Raw genomic sequence first — 22,801 nt, forward strand, 5'->3', positions numbered from 1 at the left:
ATCAGACCGGCGTGCCGTCCTCTTGAGCGGATGCTGCGACCTCATCCGGTTCTGCCGCTGCCGCGGTCAGCGCCGTCTTTTCCACGGGCGTGTTGACAGCCTCGATCAGCATTTCAAGCCGCTGTTGCTGTTGGGCCGCCTCTGCCATGCGTCGTGCGTCCGCCTCGATCTGTTCGGGCGTTTCCGCGATGGCCGCTTCGACCACGGCTTGCGCACTGGTGCTGGCGCCTGCCTCGCTCATGGCGGTGACGCGCGCGGCTTCCGCCTTTGGGTCGCTTGGTGGTGCGGCGGCGGTCGATGTTGATTGATCCGCGCCGGTGGCAGGGGCCGGTGCGGTGGTATCCTGTGTTTGCGCCGCATTGCCCGAGGTTGCCGCCCCGCTGTCCTGGCTTTCGTTGGCCGCGGCGCTTGTTTGGTCCGTGCTGTCCTCGGTTTGTTGTTGGTTCGATGGCTGTTGTACTGGCTGCGGGCTGCCTCCTCCGCCGCCGAAAATTGATATGATACTCATGTTCCACTCATAGGCTTTGCGCCCTCACCCGCCGCCGTTTGTGGTGCGCGAAGTATGAACAGAGCGTTAATTGGCGGTGGAACTCGGTTACGAAGGTTACCGAATGGTTACCGCGTGGCGGGCGTGAGCAGGTTGGTGAAAAGGTCGCGCAGAAAGGCGTCGGCGCCCGGAGCGGCCTCATCCGTGCGCATCAGAACACCGATCTGCACCGCAAAATCGGCGTAGTGCTGGGTCGTCGACCAGATCGAAAAGACCAGGTGGCGGGGGTCGACAGGCGCCAGCTTGCCCGCATCGACCCAGTCCTGGATCACGGCGCATTTTTCGTCAAAGAGCGGTTTCAGGTCCGCTTCGAGATGGGGCAGCATGCGCGGTGCGCCCTGGATGATCTCGCCCGCAAAGAGGCGGCTTTCGCGAGGCAATTCGCGCGCCATGTCGAGCTTGCGTTGCACGTAGGCCAAAAGCTCGCTGAGCGGATCGCCCGCTGCGTCCATCGCGACGAGCGGGTCGAGCCAGGTCTCCATCAGCTGGTTGAGCAGGGTAACGTGGATCTCTTCCTTGCCGGAAAAGTAGTAGAGGATATTGGGCTTGGACAGGCCCGCCGCTTCGGCGATCTGGTCGAGGGTGGCGCCGCGGTAGCCATGGGCGGAAAACACGTCGAGCGCGGCATCGAGGATCAGGCTGCGATTGCGCTGCTGGATGCGGCTGGGTTTCTTCTCGGCGCCGTCGGGCATTGGCGTGTCCTCTGTGATGTGCTGCAAGTCTAGGCAGATGCGCGGCGCTTGGGCAATTCTGTTCAAAGCAGTTCTTGACAGAAAAGCGTGCGCTGGCAATCGTGGCTTTACCAATTGGTCAAAAAGTTCAGGGCCATCGGCAGAAGGGGACATCACATGGCGGCACCGGGCGAAAACCTTCGGATCAACGGTGATCGGCTGTGGGACAGCCTGATGGAGATGGCGAAGATCGGCCCCGGCGTGGCGGGTGGTAACAACCGCCAGACTTTAACAGACGAGGATGCCGAGGGGCGTGCCCTTTTTCAAAGCTGGTGCGAGGCCGCGGGTTGCTCCATGGGCCTCGACCAGATGGGTAATATGTTTGCGATGCGTGCCGGTGCGGACCCGGATGCGTTGCCGGTCTATGTCGGCTCGCACCTAGATACCCAGCCTACGGGCGGTAAGTATGATGGCGTTCTTGGGGTGCTTGGCGGGCTGGAGATCATCCGGACCCTGAATGATCTGGACGTGAAGACAAAGCATCCGATCGTGGTGACCAATTTCACAAATGAAGAAGGCACGCGCTATGCGCCCGCCATGCTGTCGTCGGGCGTGTTTGCCGGCATTCACACGCAGGATTGGGCCTATGATCGGCTGGATGCCGAGGGCAAAAAATTCGGCGATGAGCTGAAGCGCATCGGTTGGCGGGGGGACGAAGAGGTGGGCGCGCGGAAAATGCACGCCTTTTTCGAGTTGCATATCGAACAGGGTCCGATCCTGGAGGCTGAGGGCAAGGACATTGGCGTCGTCACCCACGGGCAGGGCCTGTCCTGGACGCAGGTCACCATTAAAGGGAAAGACAGCCACACCGGCTCCACCCCCATGCCGATGCGCAAGAACACAGGCCTTGGCATGGCACGGATGCTGGAGAAGGTGGACGAGATCGCTTGGAGCCACGCGCCCCATGCAGTGGGGGCTGCGGGGCATATCGACGTCTATCCGAACTCGCGCAACGTGATCCCGGGCAAGGTGGTGTTCACCGTCGATTTCCGCTCGCCTGACCTGAGCGTGATCGAGGATATGGAGGCGCGTTTGCGCACCGAAGGCCAGAAGATCGTGGATGAGATGGGGCTGACCATTTCCTTTGAGAAGGTGGGCGGGTTTGATCCGGTTGCCTTTGACGAAGGCTGTGTGACCGCGGTGCGGTCGGCGGCTGAGCGGTTGGGGTATAGCCACCAGGACATTATCTCGGGCGCGGGGCACGACGCGTGCTGGATCAACCAGGTCGCGCCGACGGCGATGGTGATGTGCCCCTGCGTCGATGGGCTGAGCCACAACGAGGCCGAGGAGATATCGAAGGAATGGGCGTCTGCGGGAACGGATGTGCTGATGCACGCAGTTGTGGAAACGGCGGAGATCGTGGCGTGACGTGGCCGTTTTCCGACACGGAAAACGGACCGGAATTTTTGCAAAATTCCGGCGCGGGGCGGCGGGCGTGATTGATCCTGACCTGAGCCTGTCCGACCGCATCGCCGATCTGGTGGCGGCAGAAGCGCTCGATGCACCGCGCGAGACCGTGGCCGAGCGGGCGATCGTGCAGGCATTCGAGGACGCGCTTGTCCAGCCTTTCGAGACGACCGTGAACTTCAGCGGCGGCATCACGCAGCGCTGCTGGACCGTCACCCGCAGCGATGGCGCTTACCGCGTGGTATACTTGCCGCGGGCGGGGTACTTTTCGCTGTGTGTGGAGAGTGATTTCGGGCCTTTGGACATTGGGGTGCATGGGCCGGCGTTGGGGTGTTTTGCAAGCGTCTGACTGGGGCGCTGCCCCAGACCCCGTGGTATTTTTCGTCAGAAGAAACAGCTGACAGAGGAGAGATGACATGACCAAGGTGATCAAGGGCGGGATGGTTTGCACGGCGGACCGGACCTGGAAGGCCGATGTTCTGGTCGAGGGCGAGACCATCAAGGCCATTGGTGAGGATCTGGTTGGCGACGAATACATCGACGCTGAGGGCGCTTATGTGATTCCCGGCGGGATTGATCCGCATACGCATTTGGAAATGCCGTTCATGGGGACCACGGCGGCCGAGACGTTCGAGTCGGGCACTTGGGCGGCTGCCGTGGGGGGCACCACGATGATCGTGGATTTCTGCCTGCCCGGCGCCGATGGGTCGATCAAGAACGCCATCAATGAATGGCACCGCAAGTCCGCGCCGCAGATCTGTTCCGACGTCGGTTATCACATGGCGATCACCGGCTGGGACGAGAACATCTTTAACGAGATGAAGGATGCCGTCGACATGGGCGTCAACTCGTTCAAGCATTTCATGGCATACAAGGGCGCCTTGATGATCGAGGATGACGAGATGTTCGCGTCCTTCAAGCGCTGCGCCGAGCTGGGCGCGCTGCCGATGGTACACGCAGAGAACGGCGATCTGGTCGCCGAGATGCAGCAGAAGTATTTTGATCAGGGGATCACGGGGCCGGAGGGCCACGCCTACTCCCGTCCGCCCGAGTTCGAGGGCGAGGCGGCGAACCGGGCCATCACCATTGCCGATGCGGCGGGCGTGCCGCTCTATATCGTGCACGTGTCCTGCGAGCAGGCGCATGAGGCGATCCGGCGCGCGCGGCAGAAGGGGATGCGGGTCTATGGCGAGCCACTGATCCAGTTCCTGACGCTGGATGAGAGCGAGTATTTTAACACCGATTGGGATCACGCCGCGCGCCGTGTGATGTCGCCGCCCTTCCGGTCGAAGGATCATCAGGATTCGCTCTGGGCCGGGCTGCAGGCCGGGTCTTTGCAGGTGGTGGCGACAGACCATGCGGCCTTCAACACCGAACAGAAGCGCGCGGGGCGCAATGATTTCCGGATCATCCCGAACGGCTCGAATGGGCTCGAAGAGCGGCTTGCCGTGCTGTGGACCGAAGGGGTCGAGACGGGGCGCCTGACGCCCAATGAGTTTGTCGCCTGCACGTCGACCAACGTGGCCAAGATCCTCAACATCTATCCCAAGAAGGGCGCGCTGGTCGAAGGGGCGGACGCCGATATCGTGGTGTGGGATCCCAAAATCACCAAGACGATCTCGCCCGCAAACCACCATTCGGTGCTGGACTACAACGTGTTCGAAGGGTTCGAGGTGACGGCGCAGTCGCGGTACACGCTTAGCCGGGGTGAGGTGATTTGGGCCTGGGGGCAGAATTCGCAGCCCGCGCCTGGCCGGGGCAAGTTCGTGCCACGGCCTGCGTTCCCGTCTGCATCCGTTGCGCTGTCGAAGTGGAAGGCACTGACGGCGCCCAAGATGATCGAGCGTGATCCGTTGAACATTCCGGCCGGCATCTGACACCTGATGGCAGCCAACGGCTTCTCGGACTTTCTGTCGCTTGCGGCATCCGTGACGACAATTCTTGCGTCGCTTGCGGTGTGCGTGACGGCGCTGTTCGTCTGGCGGCAAATGCGGCTGCAGGCCGATACGTTTGACAATGATGCAAGACGTTTGCGGCGCGAGTCCTTTACGTTCGTCTTCGAGGCGCTGTGGGACGAGGGGTTTCGTGATGCGCGAATGGCGATGCTGGAGGCGCTCAATTGCGGGAACGCAATCCCCGAAGACAAATCGGACAAGGACGGCTTTCGCAACGTGCTGAACACCTATGAGATGCTGGGGCTGGCTGTGAAGCTTGACACAATAGACGAATCCGTATGGCGCGAGTATTGGCGCATGCCGCTGTTGCGCGATTGGGAGCGGTTGGAGCCCTTTGTTCAGCAGGAACGCGACCTGCCCGGGGGCGAAGGGTTGTATACCGACGCAGAGCGTATCGTGCTGAGATGGCGGGGGACGGCATGAGTTTAAACACGGCCAGAGCCGCAATCGTTTCCGCGCAAAACCTGGATCTGACGTTTCAGACAGGTGATGGACCTGTTCATGCGCTCAAGGGCGTGTCGCTGGATATCGAAAAGGGCGATTTCGTCTCGTTCATCGGTCCGTCTGGCTGCGGCAAGACCACGTTCTTGCGCTGCATGGCCGATCTGGAACAGCCCACAGGCGGGTCAATCACCGTCAACGGCACCACGCCCGAGGACGCACGCAAAGCGCGCGCCTATGGCTATGTGTTTCAGGCAGCGGGGCTCTATCCGTGGCGCACCATCGGACGCAACATCTCATTGCCGCTTGAGATCATGGGGTATTCCAAGGCGGATCAAGCCCAACGGGTGGCGCGGACGTTGGAATTGGTTGAGTTGTCGGGGTTTGAGAACAAGTTTCCCTGGCAACTGTCCGGCGGCATGCAGCAGCGTGCGTCTATCGCGCGAGCGCTAGCCTTTGATGCGGATATATTGCTGATGGATGAACCCTTTGGCGCGCTCGATGAAATTGTGCGCGATCACCTGAACGAGCAGCTCTTGCAGCTTTGGGCGCGCACGGAAAAGACCATCGCGTTTGTCACCCATTCCATCCCCGAGGCGGTGTATCTGTCGACCAAGATCGTTGTGATGTCGCCGCGCCCCGGTCGGATCACCGATGTGATCGACAGCCCTTTGCCCAAGGAACGGCCCCTGGACATTCGCGAAAGCCCCGAGTTTTTGCAGATCGCCAACCGGGTGCGGGACGGATTGCGAGCGGGGCACGCCTATGATTGATGCGCGTGCATTACCGGCTGGGACGGCAAGATTGGCCTACCGCCCCCAACCGGACCGCGTCTCGTGTGAGGGCGCGGCCACCCCCATCTTCATCGTTCACGGCCATCGGCATGCCTGCCTGTACCGTGCGAGCAGAACATCCCAAATTCCTTTCATTGTTCTTAAAATATGCAAAAAACTCCGCGAGATGACTGGCAAAGCGTTTGCATATTTTTGGAACAATGAAGCGCGCAGGTGCCGCTAATGCGATCCGCTGCGCCTGTCCTGACCGTTTTGGCCGTGATTGTCGGCATCTGGTATCTGGCTGTCGCCCCCATGAATGTGCGTGTGGCGCTGGATCAGGCGGAACGGGCGGGGGAAGCTGTTGTCCCGGAAGGGTCCGTGCCCCGGCGCGCGGTATCCGTATGGCGGCTGATGCGTGACAATTCGGAGTTTGTGCATCTTGGCTACGCGCTTGAACGGCCCCGGTTGCCGACGCCGCAGCAGGTCGGACAAGAGCTTTGGAAGACCACGGGCGAGATGGTGCAAAAGGGGCGGCCCTTTTCCAAGCGGGGGTTGATCTATCACGGGTGGATCACCCTGCAATCGACGTTGTGGGGATTTGCGCTGGGCACGCTTGTTGGCATCCTTGGCGCCGTTGCGATCGTCTATTCCCGCACCGCACAGCTGAGCCTGATGCCGTGGGCCATCATCAGTCAGACCATTCCCATTGTCGCGCTTGCGCCGATGATTATCGTGCTTTCGTCGCAGGCAGGAATTGAAGAACGCGGCGTGCCGAAGGCCATCATATCCGCCTATTTGTGTTTCTTTCCAGTCCTTGTGGGTATGGTGAAAGGACTGCGGGCACCACAGCCTGCGCAACTGGATCTGCTGCGGACCTATAACGCCACCGGCTTGCAAAGCTTTCTGCGCCTGCGCCTGCCTGCCTCTGTGCCCTATCTGTTTACCTCGCTGAAAGTGGGCATCGCCGCTGCGCTGGTCGGCACCATCGTGGGCGAATTGCCGACGGGCGCGATTTCGGGCCTTGGCGCGCGTATCCTGATTGGAGATCAGTTCGGCGCGCCTTTGGCCATTTGGTCGGCCCTGTTTGCGGCGGCGGTTCTGGCCGGGGCCTTGGTGACTCTGCTTGATCTGATCCAGCGCATCACCCTGAAACGCATGGGGATGGCGACATGAGTTGGCTGATCCTTGCACTGTTGGTCTGGCTGGGTGGATGGGCGCTGAACATATGGCTGTCACGTTGGGACAGACTGCGCGCTGTGCGTATCGCAGTGCCTGTGATCTTTGGTGTGACTCTGCTGGTGGTTTGGGAGGCGCTGGTGCGCGGCTTTGGCATCTCGCCTGTGATCCTGCCTGCGCCGTCGGTTGTGGCACAGACATTTGCAGCGTCAACCGATCTGCTGTGGATCGACTTTCAGCAAACAGTCGTCAAGGGGGCCCTGCGTGGCTTTACCATCGGGGCCATCGCCGCGTTCGTTGCGGCTGTGCTGATCGACCGGTCAAAGTTCCTGACGCGGGGCTTGCTGCCCATTGGCAATTTCGTCGCGGCGCTGCCTATCGTCGGAATCGCGCCCATCATGGTGAACTGGTTTGGCTTTGACTGGCAGTCCAAGGCGGCGGTGGTTGTCGTCATGGTCTTCTTTCCGATCCTTGTGAACACAGTGCAGGGCCTGAACGAAGCATCGGCCATGCAGCGCGATCTGATGCGCACCTATGCGGCGAACTATTGGCAGACGCTGTTTCGATTGCGCCTGCCTGCGGCCATGCCGTTCGTCTTCAACGGTTTGAAAGTCGCCACGACGCTGGCGCTCATCGGGGCCATCGTTGCCGAATATTTCGGCTCGCCCACACGCGGCATGGGATTTCGCATCTCAACCGGCGTCGGCAGCTTGAGCATTGACCTCGTCTGGGCTGAAATCGCCGTCGCAGCTATCGCCGGTACGGCGCTTTATGGCATCGTGGCCTGGATCGAAAAGCGGGTGACCTTCTGGCACCCGTCACAACGCAGATAACAAAACCAACCTCGGAGGGTATCATGAAGATCAAAGCAACTCTGGCAGCGCTGTCGCTGACCGCCACAAGCGCGTGGGCGGCGGATGACGTCACGCTGCAACTGAAATGGGTCACGCAAGCCCAGTTCGCCGGCTACTACGTGGCGCTCGAAAAAGGGTTCTACGACGAGGAAGACCTGAACGTCACCATCAAGCCCGGCGGCCCCGACATCGCACCCACGCAGGTGCTGGCCGGTGGCGGTGCAGACGTCACGGTGGAGTGGATGCCGGCAGCCCTTGCCGCCCGCGAAAAGGGCCTGCCCATGGTCAACATCGCGCAGCCGTTCAAATCGTCTGGCATGATGCTGACCTGCCGCAAGGATGCGGGCGTCGAAACCACTGCCGACTTCCCCGGCAAGACCCTGGGCGTCTGGTTCTTCGGCAACGAATTCCCGTTCCTGTCGTGGATGAGCCAGCTTGAGATCCCCACCGACGGCTCCGAAGCAGGCGTCGAAGTGTTGAAACAGGGCTTCAACGTCGATCCGATCCTGAACGGGCAGGCGGCGTGCGTGTCCACCATGACCTACAACGAATACTGGCAGGTCATTGACGCAGGGCTCACGCCCGAGGAGCTGACCATCTTCAAATACGAAGACAACGGGGTCGCCACGCTCGAAGACGGGCTGTATGTGCTCGAAGAGAACCTCGAAGACCCGGCGTTCGAGGACAAGATGGTCCGTTTTGTCCGCGCCTCGATGAAAGGCTGGAAATACGCCGAGGAGAACCCGGACGAAGCTGCCGAGATCGTGCTGGAATATGACGAGACCGGCGCCCAGACCGAAACGCACCAGAAGCGGATGATGGGCGAGGTGGCCAAGCTGACCGCCGGATCCAACGGCGCGCTGGACCCTGCCGATTACGAACGCACGGTGGCGTCGCTGCTGTCGGGCGGATCGGACCCGGTGATTTCCGCCGCACCGACAGGCGCGTGGACCCACCAGATCACGGACAAGGCGCTGAACTAAAACCGGTTTTCACGGCATCGGCAAAGGCCAGCCTTCGGGCTGGCCTTTTTTGGTGGCAAGGCTGGACGTGCGCGGATTTCGCCCCATTTACTTGCGGAACGAAGGAGCGCGCACCACATGACACGTATGGAAGACCTGCAACCGAACCTCGATGAACAAGAGCGCATGGACGCGCGCTACCAGGCCGCGATGGCCTCGATCAACCGGTCCAAGATGGAGCGGGAGAAAAGCGGTTACGTGGTGATGGCGGCGGCGATGAACTATGGCGAGGGTGCGCTGGGTGACGGGCTGTTCGGCAAGCTGAGCCATGCGGCGAAGCTGTTCATGATCGCATTTGCGTTTGCGCTGCCGGTGGTGCTGGTTTGGGCGTATTTGTTGTAGTCCGCGACAATTAGAAATTTGAGGAGGCTGCCATTTGCGCGGCCTTTATTGATAAAACTGATCGCGCAGTTCTCGAGCAAGATGTAGTTGCGGTAGCCTACGGGCGCGCATACTCACTGATTTCGTAGTCTGTAAGTCGCGCAGCACTGTAGACGACCAATTTCTTAATTTTTCCATCGAAGAACCGTACGAAGCGGCCATTGAGACGGATTGGTTTTTGACGATATTGACTCCATGAAAAATCGTCTTCAGCCGGCAAGCGCTCCGTATGACTGTATTCAAATCGAAACCCTCTTCCAACGTCCTTTGAAAACGCTACGCCGGTCTTTGAACTCCTGCTGAATGATGTGACTACCGCAAGTAAGCTGACAACCTCATCATCTGGTCGATCCGCTTCAATTAGTCTAAGAGCCCGCTCGTTTACTACACCAACAGGCACTCGTGTTGGGCCGCACGAGACCCCAACGTAATCGGCGGACTTGCCCACTGGGCGAAATACATCTTTGAAGGAATTGGCAGTGATGCTTCGCATCACTTCAACCTTATCCTTGTTCGTCTCTATGAAGTGATCTGCGGCCTCTACTTCATCGCGTGTTGGCTCGGATGCTCCCTTGGCAGCACCTTCTTTGAGCAAGTCATTCTGCTCTTTCAGTAGGTCAATAATCTGTTGGGTCTGACCGTCAGGTGCAGGTATCCAGTCGTCAAGCGCGCGGGTTATGAATACCGTCAGTGGTGTGCTTACAACGGCTCCAAGCGCCGCGGCAGCAATAACTTGTTTATAGGAACCCTCTTCAGAAGGTTCCAAGTAAACCTTTACTTCACTTCGCGGTGCATGTGCGTTGATTGTACCAGTTGAGTAAAAGTGGCCCAAGATAGCCACAGTTCGTGCAAAGCCGTAAAACGATGCTGCACCGTCGTACATATCCAATCTGTTTTGGTCAGCGTCCCGCCCAAAGTACGTTAGCTGAAATTTGGATATCTGGGGTTCAACGAAAGTAATTCGATCCATAGTATGCCTAAATATTCAAAATTATAGATTTACACTACAGCGTTTTGATCCAATGTTTGGATATTCAGTCAAGTCTGTCTATGGAATTCCTGCTTTCTGTTCGTGTTGAAAGCCGTGGAGGCTTCTGCAAAATGCACGAAGCTGGGGGGCGATCCAGCTTAAAACCACAACCGGGTGCCGCTACGCGCGTTTGCTGCGCAAACACTCTTTCGCGCACGCCTTGAGCCCAAAAGCCTACACAAGAAATCCGTCCGCTTAGCGGACGAATTTCTTGTGCTTGAGCCTTTTGGGTTCAAGGGCATCCGGCCCCAGCCGCCGCTTCTTATCTTCCTCGTAGTCCTCGAAATTCCCCTCGAACCATTCCACATGCGCATCCCCTTCGAACGCCAGGATATGCGTGCAAATCCGGTCCAGGAAAAACCGGTCGTGCGAAATAACAACCGCACAGCCCGCGAAATCCACCAAGGCGTCTTCTAGCGCCCGCAGCGTCTCCACGTCCAGATCGTTGGTCGGCTCGTCGAGCAGCAGCACGTTGCCGCCCTCTTTCAACAGCCGCGCCATGTGGACGCGGTTCCGCTCGCCGCCTGACAGCAGCGACACCTTCTTTTGCTGGTCGCCGCCCTTGAAGTTGAAGGACGAACAATAGGCGCGGGAATTCACCTGCGCATCGCCCAGCTCGATCACCTCGGCCCCGCCGGAAATCGCCTCCCACACCGTGTCCCCATCGGCCAGATCGTCGCGCGACTGGTCCACATAGGACAGTTGCACCGTGTCCCCCAACTCGATGGTCCCGGCGTCGGGCGTTTCCTGCCCGGTCAGCATCTTGAACAGCGTCGACTTGCCCGCGCCGTTGGGGCCGATCACGCCGACAATCGCGCCGGGGGGCAGGGAAAATTCCAGTCCCTCGACCAGCAGCTTGTCCCCCATCGCCTTGGTCAGGCCCGACACGTCGATCACCTTGGACCCAAGGCGCTGCCCGTTCGGAATGACGATCTGCGCGCGGCTCAGCTTTTCGCGCTCGGACTGTTCGGCCATCTCGTTATAGGCGTTGATCCGGGCCTTGGACTTGGCCTGCCGCGCCTTGGCCCCCTGCCGCATCCACTCCAACTCGCGCTCCAGCGTCTTCTGGCGGCTCTTGTCCTCGCGCGCTTCCTGCGCGAGTCGCTTGGCCTTCTGCTCCAGCCAGCTTGAGTAATTGCCTTCCCACGGCACACCCTTGCCGCGGTCCAGTTCAAGAATCCAGCTGGTGATGTCGTCCAGGAAATAGCGGTCGTGCGTCACGATCAGGATCGTGCCCTTGTAGTCAATGAGGTGCTGTTGCAGCCACGCGATGGTCTCGGCATCGAGGTGGTTGGTCGGCTCGTCCAAGAGCAGCATCTCGGGCGCTTCAAGCAGCAGCTTGCACAGCGCCACCCGGCGCGCCTCACCCCCCGACAGGGTCGTCACGTCCGCATCATCGGGCGGGCAGCGCAGCGCCTCCATGCTGACGTCGATCTGCGAATCCAGATCCCAAAGGTTCTCTGCATCAATCTGGTCCTGCAGCGCGGCCATCTCGTCCGCTGTCTCGTCGGAATAGTTCATGGCCAGCTCGTTGTAGCGGTCCAGAACCGCCTTCTTTTCGGCCACGCCCAACATGACGTTCTCACGCACGGTCAGGGTCGGATCCAACTGCGGCTCCTGCGGCAGATAGCCGACCTTGGCGCCCTCGGCGGCCCAGGCCTCACCGGTGAAATCCTTGTCCATGCCGGCCATTATCTTCATCAGGGTGGACTTGCCCGCGCCATTCACGCCCACAACGCCGATCTTCACGCCGGGCAGAAAGTTCAGGTGGATGTTCTCAAAGCACTTCTTGCCGCCGGGATAGGTCTTGGACACACCCGACATGTGATAGACATATTGATAGGCCGCCATGGCATTCTCCCGGAACAGATTACGCCGTTTCGTCTAGCGCTCGGCGGGGCAAAGGGCAATGCACCGCCCGCCTGCGATATGTCATTTGGTGAAGTGACCCGAAACGTGGTAGCGGAAGGCAGCGAAACTGACGGAAGTGCCCGACATGCGGCGGTTTATCCTGCTTGCGGCCTGCTTCATCCTCGGCGGATGTGCGGTCGGTATCAGCCTTGCACCGCCGCCGAACCTATACCGGACCGGCGCCAACTATCCCGACGACCTCGTGCCCGAAGTCTGGCGCACGGCAGAGCCCAAGATTTTCTACATGACCGACCGCGCCCCCGACGGGCGCAGCTACGGCGCAAGCCGGTCGGATTCGATGGCGTTCGGGGCGGCCACGGTCAAATTCGGGCGTGATCTGGGCTGGGAAGAGTTGCTGGAGCGCACGCGCGCAGATTCCGACCAACGCGTGTCGAGCCTGTGGGTCCCCGATTTCGAGGAGGTGGTGCGGTTCGAGACGACACCGCTGCCCTATGCGCGCGACGACGGGCGGCTCACGCACCTGCAGGACGCGCTCGATGTCTACAATGCACAGGCCGCGCGCTTTCAGGCGGTCATCGCGAATGAGATCAGGCAGACCGGCAACCGCAGCCTTCTGATCTATATTCACGGCTTCAACAGCGAATTCGAGGACAGCCTGACGACACTGGCCAACATGTGGCACTTTTCTGGGCGAGAATCCGTGCCCATCTCGTTCACATGGCCTGCGGGCAACGGCTTCGGTCCGCTGGGGTATTTCCGCGACAGGGATGCGGGCGTGTTTTCGGTCCACCACACCAAGGAATTCCTGCGTATGCTGGCCGCCATGCCAGAGGTGGACAGCATCGACATCATCGCGCACTCGCGCGGCACCGATGTCGTGACAACCGCCCTGCGCGAGCTGATGATCGAGGCACGCGGCGCGGGCATCCACCCCAAGCTGATGCTGAAAACCGGCACCCTGATCATGGCGGCCCCCGACCTCGACGTGGGCATCGTCCGGCAACGGCTGCAGGCAGAGCGGTTCTCGGAATCCTTCGAACAGATCAACCTCTACATCAATCCCGGCGACACGGCGCTGCGTATCTCGGCGCTGCTTACACGCTCCACGCGCCTCGGCGCGCTCCGGAACGAGGATTTCGAGGATGGCGAGCTTGAATTGCTGCGCAATGAGGGGCTTGTGCATTTCATCCGGGTTGAAAACGTGCGCGGCGGCTTCGGCCACGCCTACTTCCGGGACAACCCGGCTGTGCTGTCGGACGTGGTGCTGGCGCTGCGCACGCGCGCCTTTCCGGGAGGCACGCTCCGCCCGCTGGATCAGGACGAAAGCGGTGTCTGGGTGCTGCACCCGAACTACCCGCTGGAACGTTTGCCGGATCTGCTCAGCATCGAAGCCCGCACCGCCCGTCGCGAAGAAAGATGAGCGATCTGCACGACATGATGGCGCGCTGGGCGCAGCCTGGCGTCGTGGACTGGATCGGCGCGCGGCCCGCGCGGGCGGCGGACATCCAGGTACTGGACCGGGCCGACATCACCGATGCCGGAGTCGATCGCGACCGGGGCCGGGCGGGCAAACGGGCGGTCACGCTGATGCAGGCCGAACATGTACCGGTCATCGCCGCCTGTCTGGGCCGCGACGCTCTCGATCCGGCGACGTTCCGGCGCAACATCCTCGTGCGGAGGCTGAACCTGAACGGTCTCAAGGGGCGCGAGGTGCAGGTAGGCACCGCCATCCTGCGCTTTACCACCATCTGCGCGCCGTGCAGCCTGATGGAGCGGCTCTTGGGCCACGGCGCCTATGCGGCGATGCGCGGTCACGGCGGCTGGTGCGCCGAGGTGGTGAGGCCCGGCAGCATCGCACTTGGCGACCAGGTGCGACCGATTGATTGACAACACGCGCGCTTTGGCGTCCGTTCACGCGGTTTCGACACTTTGGACCCACACGTGACGCACGCTCCCTTTCCCATGGCCCGCCCGGGCCAGACCATCGGCCTTCTGGGCGGCTCTTTCGACCCGGCCCATGACGGGCACGCGCATATCACGCGCGAGGCGATGAAGCGGTTCGGCCTCACCCGAGTGTGGTGGCTCGTGTCGCCCGGCAACCCGCTCAAGGCCAAAGGGCCCGCGCCGCTCGGGCGCCGCATGGCGCGGGCAAGGCAGGTCATGCAGCACCCGCGTGTCACCGTCACGGATATCGAGGCGCGGCTTGGCACGCGGTACACCGCCCAGACCATCGCCGCGCTTCAGGCCCGGTATCCGGGCGTGCGCTTTGTCTGGCTGATGGGCGCCGACAACCTGGCGCAGTTCCACCACTGGCAGGACTGGATGTGGATCATGGAAAACGTGCCGGTGGGTGTGCTGGCCCGCCCCGGCGACCGCATCTCGGCCCGGATGAGCCCGGCGGCAAGGCTCTATCGGCACCACCGCATTTCCGCACGTGCCAGCCAGCTTCTGGGCCGCTCGGATGCACCGGCATGGTGTTTTGTGAACGTCGCGATGACGGCGCAATCCTCGACCGAAATCCGGGCGCGAGGCGGCTGGGCCACGTCTTCGGATTTGTGATCCAAATCCGCTTGTTTGACGGGCAAAGCTGGGCTTACATGCCGACATGCTGCGCAGATTTTCGAGACGTTGTTTTTTAGCTGCCCTGGCCGGAACAACGGCCACAACCGCTCTTGCCGCGCCACCGACAGCGTCGCTGCGACCCAGTGCGCGAGGCGGCGATCATTTCAAAAAGGCCATCGCCGATCCGCAGGCCATCATCACCGACGCGCGCCTTGGGGGGCGCGTCTGTTACGCTGTGGCCGATGCCCGCACCGGCACCAAGCTCGAAGGGGAAAACGCCAAGATCGGCACGCCCCCCGCATCTGTGGCCAAGGCGATCACTGCGCTCTATGCCCTGTCCGTTCTCGGGGCGACGCACCGGTTCACGACGCGGGTCGTGGCAACGGGTGGCGTGTCGGGCGGCGTGGTGCAGGGCGATCTGGTCTTGGTTGGGGGTGGGGATCCGACGCTCGACACAAATGCGCTGGCCGCCCTTGCCGCGGCATTGAAGGCCAAGGGCATCCGCGAGGTGCGGGGCGATTTCAAAGTGGCAGACGGGATGTTTCCCCAGGTCCCCACGATCGACACGGGCCAGCCCGATCACGTGGGCTACAGCCCTGCGCTGTCGGGCATCGCGCTCAACTTCAACCGGGTGCATTTCGAATGGCGGCGGCAGGGCGGGCAATACGCCGTGTCTATGGACGCGCGGTCCGACCGCTACCGCCCGGATGTGGCCATGGCGCGCATGGCGGTGAGCGAGCGGCGCGCGCCCGTCTACACCTATGCTGACGGGGGGCGCACCGACAATTGGACGGTTGCGCGCGGCGCGCTGGGCAACGGCGGTGCCCGCTGGTTGCCGGTGCGCAAGCCCGCGCTTTATGCTGGCGACGTCTTCCAGACCCTCGCCCGGTCACAGGGCATGGTGCTGAAGAACCCGCAGGTGGTCAGCCGGACGCCCCAAGGCACCACGCTCGCCAGCCATCAAAGCGGCGACCTGCGCACCATCCTGCGCGACATGCTGCGCTTTTCCACCAACATCACGGCCGAGATGGTCGGTATGGCCGCCACCGTCAAACGCAGCGGGCGGCCCGCATCCTTGCGCGCCTCCGCGACCGAGATGAACCGCTGGGCGCGGGCGGCGTTGGGCACGTCCAGCATGCGGCTGGTCGATCACTCGGGCCTTGGCGACGCCAGCAAAATGACAGCCGACGACATGGTGCTTGCCCTCGTCCGCGCGCGGCAGAACAACGTGCTGCGCCCGATCCTGAAACCCATCCCCATGCTCGATGCACAGCGCCGCGCGATCCGGAACCACCCGGTCGAGGTGCATGCCAAGACGGGCACGCTCAATTTCGTGTCGGGGCTTGCAGGCTACATGACGGCGCGGGACGGCACCGAAATGGCCTTTGCCATCTTCGCTGCGGACGAGGCGACACGCGCCGGGATTACACGGGCCAACCGCGAACGCCCGCAAGGCGCGCGCAGCTGGAACCGGCGGGCGAAGGTGATGCAGCAGAAGCTGATTGAACGTTGGGGTGCAGTTTACGGCAGCTAGGGATTTCGACGCAGCACGCTGCGCCGACCCGCTGGGGGGCCAGCCCCCCAGACCCCCCGCCGTACTTTCAAAGAGAAGAAGGGCTGATCAGGCCGCGTTTTTCATCCGGTTCACGTCGATGACATCTGCCGTCGCCTGCGCCGTGGCCGCCGACAGGGTCCACCCCAGATGCCCATGCCCGGTGTTGTAATAGACCCCCGGTTTCTTGCCCGGCCCCACCTTGGGCATCATCGACGGCAGCATAGGGCGCAAGCCCGCCCAGGGCACGCAATGCTCCGTCGACACGTCCGGAAAGAACGCCTCACACCACTCTCGCAGGGGCCTGATCCGGTCGTCGCGGATATCCAGATTGTAGCCATTGAACTCCGCCGTCCCCGCAATGCGGAACCGCTTGCGGCCTAGGCGCGAGGTCACGATCTTGGCCTCGTCATCCAGCAGGCTCACCCAGGGCGCCGCCGCCTGGCTTTCCACGTCATCCAGGTTCACGGTGATCGAATAGCCTTTGACGGGGTAGATGTTCACGCGGTCGCCCAGCTCAGACGCAATGGCGCGGCTGCCGACCCCGGCACAAACCACGATGCCATCGAAATCCTGCGCCTCTGGCACACCCGCATCGTCCCAGGCGAGACGCACGCCCGCTCCGGTATGCACAACCTCGGTCACCTTGCACTTGTAGTGGAACGCCACGCCCATCTTCTCGCACCCCGCGCTGAGCGCACGGGTGTAGCGGTGGATGTCGCCGGTAAAATCGCTTTCTGTATAGAAGCCACCAATCGTGTCCGCTTGCAACGCAGGTTCGATCCGATGCACCTCGTCCGCCGACACCTCGCGCCGCTCCAGCCCCGCCTTTTCCAGCAGCGCGTTTACCCGCCGGGCGTGGTCGAACTCGGACGGCTTGCGGTAGACATGCAGAATGCCCCGCTGCTCCATGTCGAAATCGGCGCCCACTTCCTTGGCAAACGCCAGCAAATGCTCGCGCGCAGCAATGGCCAGCCGCGCCGTCTCCACGGTGTTGCGCGCGTAATCGGGAATGTTGCCCATGAACTCGGCCATCCACGACAGCTTGTGCCAGCTTGGGGTCGGGTTCACCAACAGGGGCGCGTCGGATTTCATCATCCATTTCAACCCCTTGAAGATCGTGCCCCAGCGCGTCCACACCTCTGCATTGCTGGCCGACAACTGCCCGCCATTGGCAAAGGATGTCTCCATCGCAGCATAGCGGTTGCGGTCGAACACGCTCACGTCGTAGCCCCGGCGGGCCAGCGCATAGGCAGTTGTAATTCCGGTAATCCCGGCGCCGATCACGGCAATATGGGTCATGTTGGGGTCCCTCCCAAGCTCACGGCGATGGCACGGACGCAGGAACCGGCACCATGCCGACCCACATCCCCATCTGTCGCGAGACCTGAGAGCTTGACGGCGAGCACGCATGACGTGCCGGGCGGGCCGCTTTCTCCTTCGGTGGGCCGGATGCCATGGGGTCCGACCACTCTCCAGATCGTCACATTTACCGTCCTGAGTGGCCTCAGGTTGGGCGCGGCCGGCACGGTTCTGGTGCCTGAGAGTTTCCGGGGCGTTGCTCCTTCGGCGGCAGCGAATGCTGCGCTCTCCCATGTCGGCCTCTGCGACTGGGTTTCGTATAGGAAACTCAAATGAGTCGCGCAAAGGGTTTTACGCGCACATCGCCTGACATCGGCGCGACGGCGCACAGATGCCCAAAGCGCAGGCGTCAGGCCCCGGCCAGAGCCAGCGGTTCGGTCTTGCCACTCACCTCAAGGTCCCACACCGCATGCCACGCCTCGTCCGTCCGCGTCACAACCAACGTATTGCGTTCCGCCACATAGCGGCCCGCCTGACCGGGCAGCGGGTGGATGGTGATCGGCGCGCCCTCCAGCGGATCCTCACCCAGGGCGGCCAGCGATCCCAGCACCTTGGCCCAGGCCAGGGGCGGCGGGCGGTGCGCAACACCGGATGCGATCAACTGGTGCAAGGTGCAGTGCTCACCCAGCGGCATCGTCGCGCGGCCCGCCAGGTGAATCTCCCCCGACAGGGCCGTCACATGCGCGCCTGTGTCCGCCGCGATATCGGTCAGCAGCTGCAGCATCCGCCGCCATTCCTTGCGATGGGCGCGGCTCTGCCACTGGTCGCGCAGGTCATCCTCGTATTCCTGCATCTTGGGCGTGACGACCATGGCTGTCTCCAGCACCGACAGGCGCGGCCCCAACAAGGGGACAGAGGACACGAACAGGATCTGCCGCGTGGGCGGCAAGGCGGCAACCGCCTCCATCATGGACCAGCCCACATCGCCCATCACCTGCCGCCGCGTCCGCTCGGCCCGCAAATCCGGAGCCACGATGCGCACATCGGGCAGGTCGATCCACCACCCCAGGCTCAGGCCGGTCCTGTCGTGAAACCGCCCCGGCATGTCATCCAGGGTACAGCCATGCTGAAAGATCAGTGTCGCCTCGCGCGCGACCTCGTAAAGGGTCTGGCCCACGGGCGAATAGGTGCGCGACCGGGGCAGTGACCCCCAACCGTCGCAGATGTCGTGGTCATCCCACTGGCACAGCGATGGGACGGATGCGGCCAGTTCCATGAAGGCCGGACAGCTTGCAAAAAACGTCATGTAGCGTTCGAAAAACCCGCGCCGCAGATGCGCCCGCAGGTCGCGCAAATCTGCGCGCTCGGGATCTTTCGGCACGCGGTCCGGCCAATCCTCGCTCAGCGGATGGCCCAGCGTCACCTCGTCGGCATAAATCTGATCGCCGCCATGCAAAAGCAGGTGAAAAGGCCGCGCATTATGATCGTCGCGCAGGCGCGCCCACATGGCGTTGCGTTCGTTCGGGTCACGGTCCAGATCGCCGTTTTCCTCGCCGTTGCAGGACGCGAACGCGATGTTCAGATCGCCGTCATAGCCGGTGCGGATGGTGTGGCTTTGCCCGAGCGCCCGATATGTGATCGGCGCACGTGTATGTGCCGCAAATCGCGCCCGCAGCACGCGCCAGCCCACATCCGCAGCAATTTCGGCAAAGGGGTAATGCCCCTCTGCGCACACCAGCGGCTCGGGCGTGTCAATGCCACGTGTAAAGACAAGCGCGCTCAGATGCATTTGCCCGTCGCGTGCGTCGTCCAGAAACAGGATCGGACCCAGCAGGGCGCCGCCGTCGTCCAGAGCGGTCGCGTCCGTGCGGAAGGTGTCTTCGGCCATTGGGGTCAGAATCCCGAAATGCGCACGCTGCGCGTTGCTGTCGAAATGCTGAACATGATACGCGGGCGCGGCTTTGCAAGTGCGCCTGGCCGCGCCCGCTGGTTTCCGCGATCAGGTCGCGTGCTGGATGATATTGCCCTGCAGGTTGTAGACCGCGTAGGCCATGTTCATGCCCGGCATGTTAACCCATCCGTCGCTGCCCGGAATGACGTTGAAGGTGACCTGCCGGTTGCCGCCCGATCTGCGATGGGTGAACCAGGGAGCGTTGTCCTTTACGCCGCCATTGAAGCGAAACGGGGTCGATGCACCGTTTGCGCAGACGGCAAAGCGGAAATACTGCAGCCAGGCGACATAGAAACGCTCGTCACCGTTCTGGTCGCTGAACTCCATTTCAATGTCGATCTCGTCGGTCGTGTTGAGAATGTTTTTCATGGCATAGGCCGTCTCGACCTCGACCGACACGACCTTTTTGATGGTGCCCTTGATTGTCCCGGTGATCGTCAGCGACGTTTCTTCCGTGGTCGAGACGGTGTGCGTCTTGCCGTAGGTGAATTTGGTCGCGGCGCTTGTCGTCCACCAGACAGGTTGCAGATAGGTCTGTACGACCGATTGCAGGTTGTCGGGCAGCCCGGCCTCGTTGTCGTAGATGTTGCCGTAGACGTTGTTCAGGCCCTGCGCCAGCGTGGCATCGCCATAGTTGGTGCGCATGATGAAATTGTCATAGATCGTCGCATCGCGGGAATATTCGACCGCGTTTGACGCATAGTCGACGCTTTTTGCGTTGTCGAAGGTGGTGGGGGGCGTGAGTGGTGTGCCAGTATAAGTCATAGTGCCTGATCGTACCTTTGTTGGTGTCATATTGTGGGGCAGCTGTTTTTATATATTTCTGCCCTACGAAACCGTATGCACACGTGAAACGTGTAGCAACCAAAAGTTGCATGCTGATCTGATTTAAGGAGGTCTAAGCGACATAGTGGCCCGGATGCACCCTGCCGCACTACGCCAAAGAACGTTCAGCACGCCAAAGCATTCTGCATACGCATACGTACAGTCGCCGTTGGACCTAGTCAGACGCCGTTAGAGCGTCAAATGCCGTGCTCGCGCACCCCGTTCGATGGCCGCAGCGTGTAGGCGGTCGATGTTCAGCTCGTACCGGATTTCCTCCAGCAGCCGCAGCTCGGCCTCTTCCAGCGTCCCGTCGGCAGCGGCCACGTCGCAGGCCAGCGCATAGGCCGTCTCGAACAGCCGCTCTGGCAGCGCCTCGCGCACCAGGCCAAAGAGCGCGTCAAGCCCGTCTTCCTGCTCGAAAAGGTCAAAGACCATCTGCGCGATCCGGTTCAGCCGGTCGAGGTCGTAGCCCGCAAAGACGGGCAGATTGTTCACGGCCGAGTTGATCTTGACCAGCTCGGCGGTGCGGATGTCCTCGTCCGATGCGGACACGGCGATCATCATTGCGACCAGCGCGTCCTGTGCGGTCATGGAAAGGGTCGTGTCGGCCATGGTGGCGTATCCTTGTGCGGTGCTTACTCCCTCAATATTGACGGCTGGGGCGGCCCGCAATAGGTAGCGCCGGGATTGTCCCTGCGGGGACATGTCACAAGGGCCGCGCATCGGGCGTGGTCCCCACATGGGATCAATAAGCATGTCGAGTTTCCGTGACGCCGCGATGAGCAGCAAAGCCTGGCCGTTCGAAGAGGCGCGCCGGTTGCTCAAACGCTACGAAAAGGCGCCGCCGGAAAAGGGGTATGTGTTGTTCGAGACGGGCTATGGCCCCTCGGGCCTGCCCCATATCGGCACCTTCGGAGAGGTCGCGCGCACCACCATGGTACGCCGCGCCTTCGAGGCGATCTCGGACATCCCGACGAAGCTGATCTGCTTTTCCGATGACCTTGACGGGATGCGCAAGGTGCCCGGCAACGTGCCGAACCCCGAGCGGTTGCAGGAATATCTGCAAATGCCGCTGACCTCCGTGCCCGACCCGTTCGAGACGCACGAAAGCTTTGGGCATCACAACAATGCCATGCTGCGCCGGTTCCTGGATACGTTCGGATTCGAATACGAATTCATTTCGGCCCGCGAGTTTTACCAGACCGGCCAGTTCGACGAGATCCTGCTGCGCTGTGCGGAGAAATACGATGATCTGATGAAGATCATGCTGAAATCCCTGCGCGAGGAACGCCAGCAGACATACTCGATCTTCCTGCCGATCCATCCCGACACGGGCCGGGTTATGTATGTGCCGATGAAGCATGTGGATGCGGCGAATGGCACCGTCACCTTTGACGATCCGGACGATGGCGAGATGACCTTGCCCGTGACCGGCGGCAACGTGAAGCTGCAGTGGAAGCCCGACTTTGGCGCGCGCTGGGCCGCACTTGGCGTGGACTTTGAAATGTACGGCAAGGAGCATGCCACCAACGAAAAGATCTATGATGCGATCTGCCGGACGTTGGGCGCGCAGCCGCCGAACCACTTTAGTTACGAGCTTTTCCTCGACGATCAGGGGCAGAAGATTTCCAAGTCGTCGGGCAACGGGGTCAGCATCGACGAGTGGTTGACCTATGCCAGCACCGAGTCGCTGTCCTATTTCATGTATCAAAAGCCCAAGACGGCGAAGCGGATGTTCTTTGACGTCATCCCCAAGGCGGTGGACGAGTACCACCAGCAACTGCGCGCCTATGTGGGGCAGGACGACAAGGCGAAGGCGACCAATCCTGTGTGGCACATTCATTCGGGTGACGTTCCGGAAAGCGATATGGTCGTGCCGTTTGCGATGCTGCTGAACCTCGCGTCGGTCAGTCAGGCGGAGGACAAGGGCAAGCTGTGGGGGTTCATCCAGCGTTATGCGCCCGAGACCGGGCCCGAGACTCATCCGGGCATGGACAAGGCCGTGGGGCACGCGGTGCGCTACTACAATGACTTTGTGAAACCGGCGAAGACATACCGGCTGCCGACGGACGCCGAGCGTGAGGCGTTGGAGGTGCTGAAGGCGGAACTTGAAACCTACGACGGGGCGCTTGAGGACGAGGCGTTGCAGTCGATTGTCTATGCTGTCGGGCGCGAGCGGTTTGATCCGCTGCGGGGCTGGTTCACGGCGCTTTATGAGGTGCTTTTGGGTGCCTCTCAGGGCCCGCGTTTTGGGGGCTTTATTGCGCTGTATGGCGTGCCGGAAACCATTGCGTTGATCGACGCGGCCTTGGCCAGTGAATTGGTCGGAGAGGGCGTGCATTAGGGGCCTGTCCCCGCGGGGACGGGATTTGTCCCCGCGGGGACAAGCTGTTCGGTCATGTCATTGGATTTTAAGT

22 protein-coding genes and 2 riboswitches are annotated in these 22,801 nt (G+C 61.7%); of the genes, 14 read left to right on the forward strand and 8 right to left on the reverse strand.

Going from position 1 to position 22,801, the window contains the following annotated elements; translation table 11 throughout:
* Position 1: 1 nt before the first annotated feature.
* Positions 2-508, reverse strand: a complete 507-nt coding sequence (locus BWR18_RS19115) for a hypothetical protein (protein WP_076629985.1) — start codon at positions 506-508, stop codon at positions 2-4.
* Positions 509-615: 107 nt separating this feature from the next.
* A complete protein-coding gene (locus BWR18_RS19120) occupies positions 616-1,239 on the reverse strand; it encodes a TetR family transcriptional regulator C-terminal domain-containing protein (RefSeq protein ID WP_076629986.1) in 624 nt (207 codons plus the stop codon).
* Between the two features lie 156 nt (positions 1,240-1,395).
* Here BWR18_RS19120 and BWR18_RS19125 point away from each other — a divergent pair, with 156 nt between their 5' ends.
* The 9 genes from BWR18_RS19125 (at position 1,396) to BWR18_RS19165 (ending at position 9,251) form a co-directional block, all read left to right on the forward strand.
* Positions 1,396-2,646, forward strand: coding sequence for a Zn-dependent hydrolase (locus BWR18_RS19125; protein ID WP_076629987.1), 1,251 nt, complete (start codon positions 1,396-1,398; stop codon positions 2,644-2,646).
* Between the two features lie 67 nt (positions 2,647-2,713).
* Positions 2,714-3,034 (forward strand): hypothetical protein, encoded by a 321-nt coding sequence (locus tag BWR18_RS19130; RefSeq protein WP_157598846.1) that lies wholly within the window; start codon positions 2,714-2,716, stop codon positions 3,032-3,034.
* 67 nt (positions 3,035-3,101) lie between these two features.
* A complete protein-coding gene (hydA, locus tag BWR18_RS19135; protein WP_076629989.1) occupies positions 3,102-4,562 on the forward strand; it encodes a dihydropyrimidinase in 1,461 nt (486 codons plus the stop codon).
* Between the two features lie 6 nt (positions 4,563-4,568).
* Entirely contained in the window at positions 4,569-5,063 is a 495-nt protein-coding gene (locus BWR18_RS19140; RefSeq protein WP_076629990.1) for a DUF4760 domain-containing protein, read from the forward strand.
* Positions 5,060-5,854 (forward strand): ABC transporter ATP-binding protein, encoded by a 795-nt coding sequence (locus tag BWR18_RS19145; RefSeq protein WP_076630430.1) that lies wholly within the window; start codon positions 5,060-5,062, stop codon positions 5,852-5,854. Before BWR18_RS19140 ends, BWR18_RS19145 begins: the two co-directional genes overlap by 4 nt.
* Positions 5,855-6,097: 243 nt before the next feature.
* Complete coding sequence (locus tag BWR18_RS19150) at positions 6,098-7,030, forward strand: ABC transporter permease (RefSeq protein ID WP_076629991.1); 933 nt, start codon at positions 6,098-6,100, stop codon at positions 7,028-7,030.
* Entirely contained in the window at positions 7,027-7,866 is an 840-nt protein-coding gene (locus BWR18_RS19155) for an ABC transporter permease (RefSeq protein WP_076629992.1), read from the forward strand. The genes BWR18_RS19150 and BWR18_RS19155 overlap by 4 nt, the downstream gene beginning before the upstream one ends.
* A 23-nt stretch (positions 7,867-7,889) precedes the next feature.
* A complete protein-coding gene (locus BWR18_RS19160; protein ID WP_076629993.1) occupies positions 7,890-8,870 on the forward strand; it encodes an ABC transporter substrate-binding protein in 981 nt (326 codons plus the stop codon).
* A 117-nt stretch (positions 8,871-8,987) separates the two neighbouring features.
* Positions 8,988-9,251, forward strand: a complete 264-nt coding sequence (locus BWR18_RS19165) for a hypothetical protein (protein WP_076629994.1) — start codon at positions 8,988-8,990, stop codon at positions 9,249-9,251.
* Between the two features lie 97 nt (positions 9,252-9,348).
* On the opposite strand, the gene BWR18_RS19170 is transcribed toward BWR18_RS19165, so the two are convergent.
* Both BWR18_RS19170 and ettA read right to left on the reverse strand, forming a co-directional pair.
* Positions 9,349-10,173 (reverse strand): hypothetical protein, encoded by an 825-nt coding sequence (locus BWR18_RS19170; protein WP_157598848.1) that lies wholly within the window; start codon positions 10,171-10,173, stop codon positions 9,349-9,351.
* A gap of 342 nt (positions 10,174-10,515) precedes the next feature.
* Positions 10,516-12,171: an energy-dependent translational throttle protein EttA gene (gene ettA / locus BWR18_RS19175; protein ID WP_076629996.1), complete on the reverse strand. Its 1,656-nt coding sequence runs from the start codon at positions 12,169-12,171 to the stop codon at positions 10,516-10,518.
* Between the two features lie 145 nt (positions 12,172-12,316).
* Here ettA and BWR18_RS19180 point away from each other — a divergent pair, with 145 nt between their 5' ends.
* The 4 genes from BWR18_RS19180 to dacB all read left to right on the forward strand — a co-directional run bounded on the left by BWR18_RS19180 (position 12,317) and on the right by dacB (position 16,288).
* The gene (locus BWR18_RS19180; protein WP_076629997.1) at positions 12,317-13,612 is read left to right on the forward strand and encodes an alpha/beta hydrolase; all 1,296 of its coding nucleotides are present in this window, start codon (positions 12,317-12,319) and stop codon (positions 13,610-13,612) included.
* A complete protein-coding gene (locus BWR18_RS19185; RefSeq protein ID WP_076629998.1) occupies positions 13,609-14,079 on the forward strand; it encodes an MOSC domain-containing protein in 471 nt (156 codons plus the stop codon). The genes BWR18_RS19180 and BWR18_RS19185 overlap by 4 nt, the downstream gene beginning before the upstream one ends.
* Positions 14,080-14,154: 75 nt before the next feature.
* A complete protein-coding gene (locus BWR18_RS19190) occupies positions 14,155-14,751 on the forward strand; it encodes a nicotinate-nucleotide adenylyltransferase (RefSeq protein ID WP_076629999.1) in 597 nt (198 codons plus the stop codon).
* 46 nt (positions 14,752-14,797) lie between these two features.
* Positions 14,798-16,288, forward strand: a complete 1,491-nt coding sequence (gene dacB, locus BWR18_RS19195) for a D-alanyl-D-alanine carboxypeptidase/D-alanyl-D-alanine endopeptidase (protein WP_076630000.1) — start codon at positions 14,798-14,800, stop codon at positions 16,286-16,288.
* Positions 16,289-16,375: 87 nt separating this feature from the next.
* On the opposite strand, the gene BWR18_RS19200 is transcribed toward dacB, so the two are convergent.
* The 4 genes from BWR18_RS19200 to BWR18_RS19215 all read right to left on the reverse strand — a co-directional run bounded on the left by BWR18_RS19200 (position 16,376) and on the right by BWR18_RS19215 (position 20,996).
* Entirely contained in the window at positions 16,376-17,608 is a 1,233-nt protein-coding gene (locus BWR18_RS19200) for a D-amino acid dehydrogenase (RefSeq protein WP_076630001.1), read from the reverse strand.
* A 63-nt stretch (positions 17,609-17,671) separates the two neighbouring features.
* Positions 17,672-17,795: riboswitch (glycine riboswitch) on the reverse strand.
* A gap of 29 nt (positions 17,796-17,824) precedes the next feature.
* Positions 17,825-17,911: riboswitch (glycine riboswitch) on the reverse strand.
* Positions 17,912-18,017: 106 nt separating this feature from the next.
* Positions 18,018-19,496, reverse strand: a complete 1,479-nt coding sequence (locus BWR18_RS19205; RefSeq protein ID WP_076630002.1) for an alkaline phosphatase D family protein — start codon at positions 19,494-19,496, stop codon at positions 18,018-18,020.
* A 111-nt stretch (positions 19,497-19,607) separates the two neighbouring features.
* Complete coding sequence (locus BWR18_RS19210; RefSeq protein ID WP_076630003.1) at positions 19,608-20,324, reverse strand: hypothetical protein; 717 nt, start codon at positions 20,322-20,324, stop codon at positions 19,608-19,610.
* 249 nt (positions 20,325-20,573) lie between these two features.
* Complete coding sequence (locus BWR18_RS19215; RefSeq protein ID WP_076630004.1) at positions 20,574-20,996, reverse strand: tellurite resistance TerB family protein; 423 nt, start codon at positions 20,994-20,996, stop codon at positions 20,574-20,576.
* A 142-nt stretch (positions 20,997-21,138) separates the two neighbouring features.
* On the opposite strand from BWR18_RS19215, the gene BWR18_RS19220 reads away from it, so the two are divergent.
* Entirely contained in the window at positions 21,139-22,728 is a 1,590-nt protein-coding gene (locus BWR18_RS19220) for a lysine--tRNA ligase (protein ID WP_076630005.1), read from the forward strand.
* Positions 22,729-22,801: the final 73 nt, after the last annotated feature.

The organism is Tateyamaria omphalii (assembly GCF_001969365.1).
Classification (GTDB): Bacteria; Pseudomonadota; Alphaproteobacteria; order Rhodobacterales; family Rhodobacteraceae; genus Tateyamaria; species Tateyamaria omphalii_A.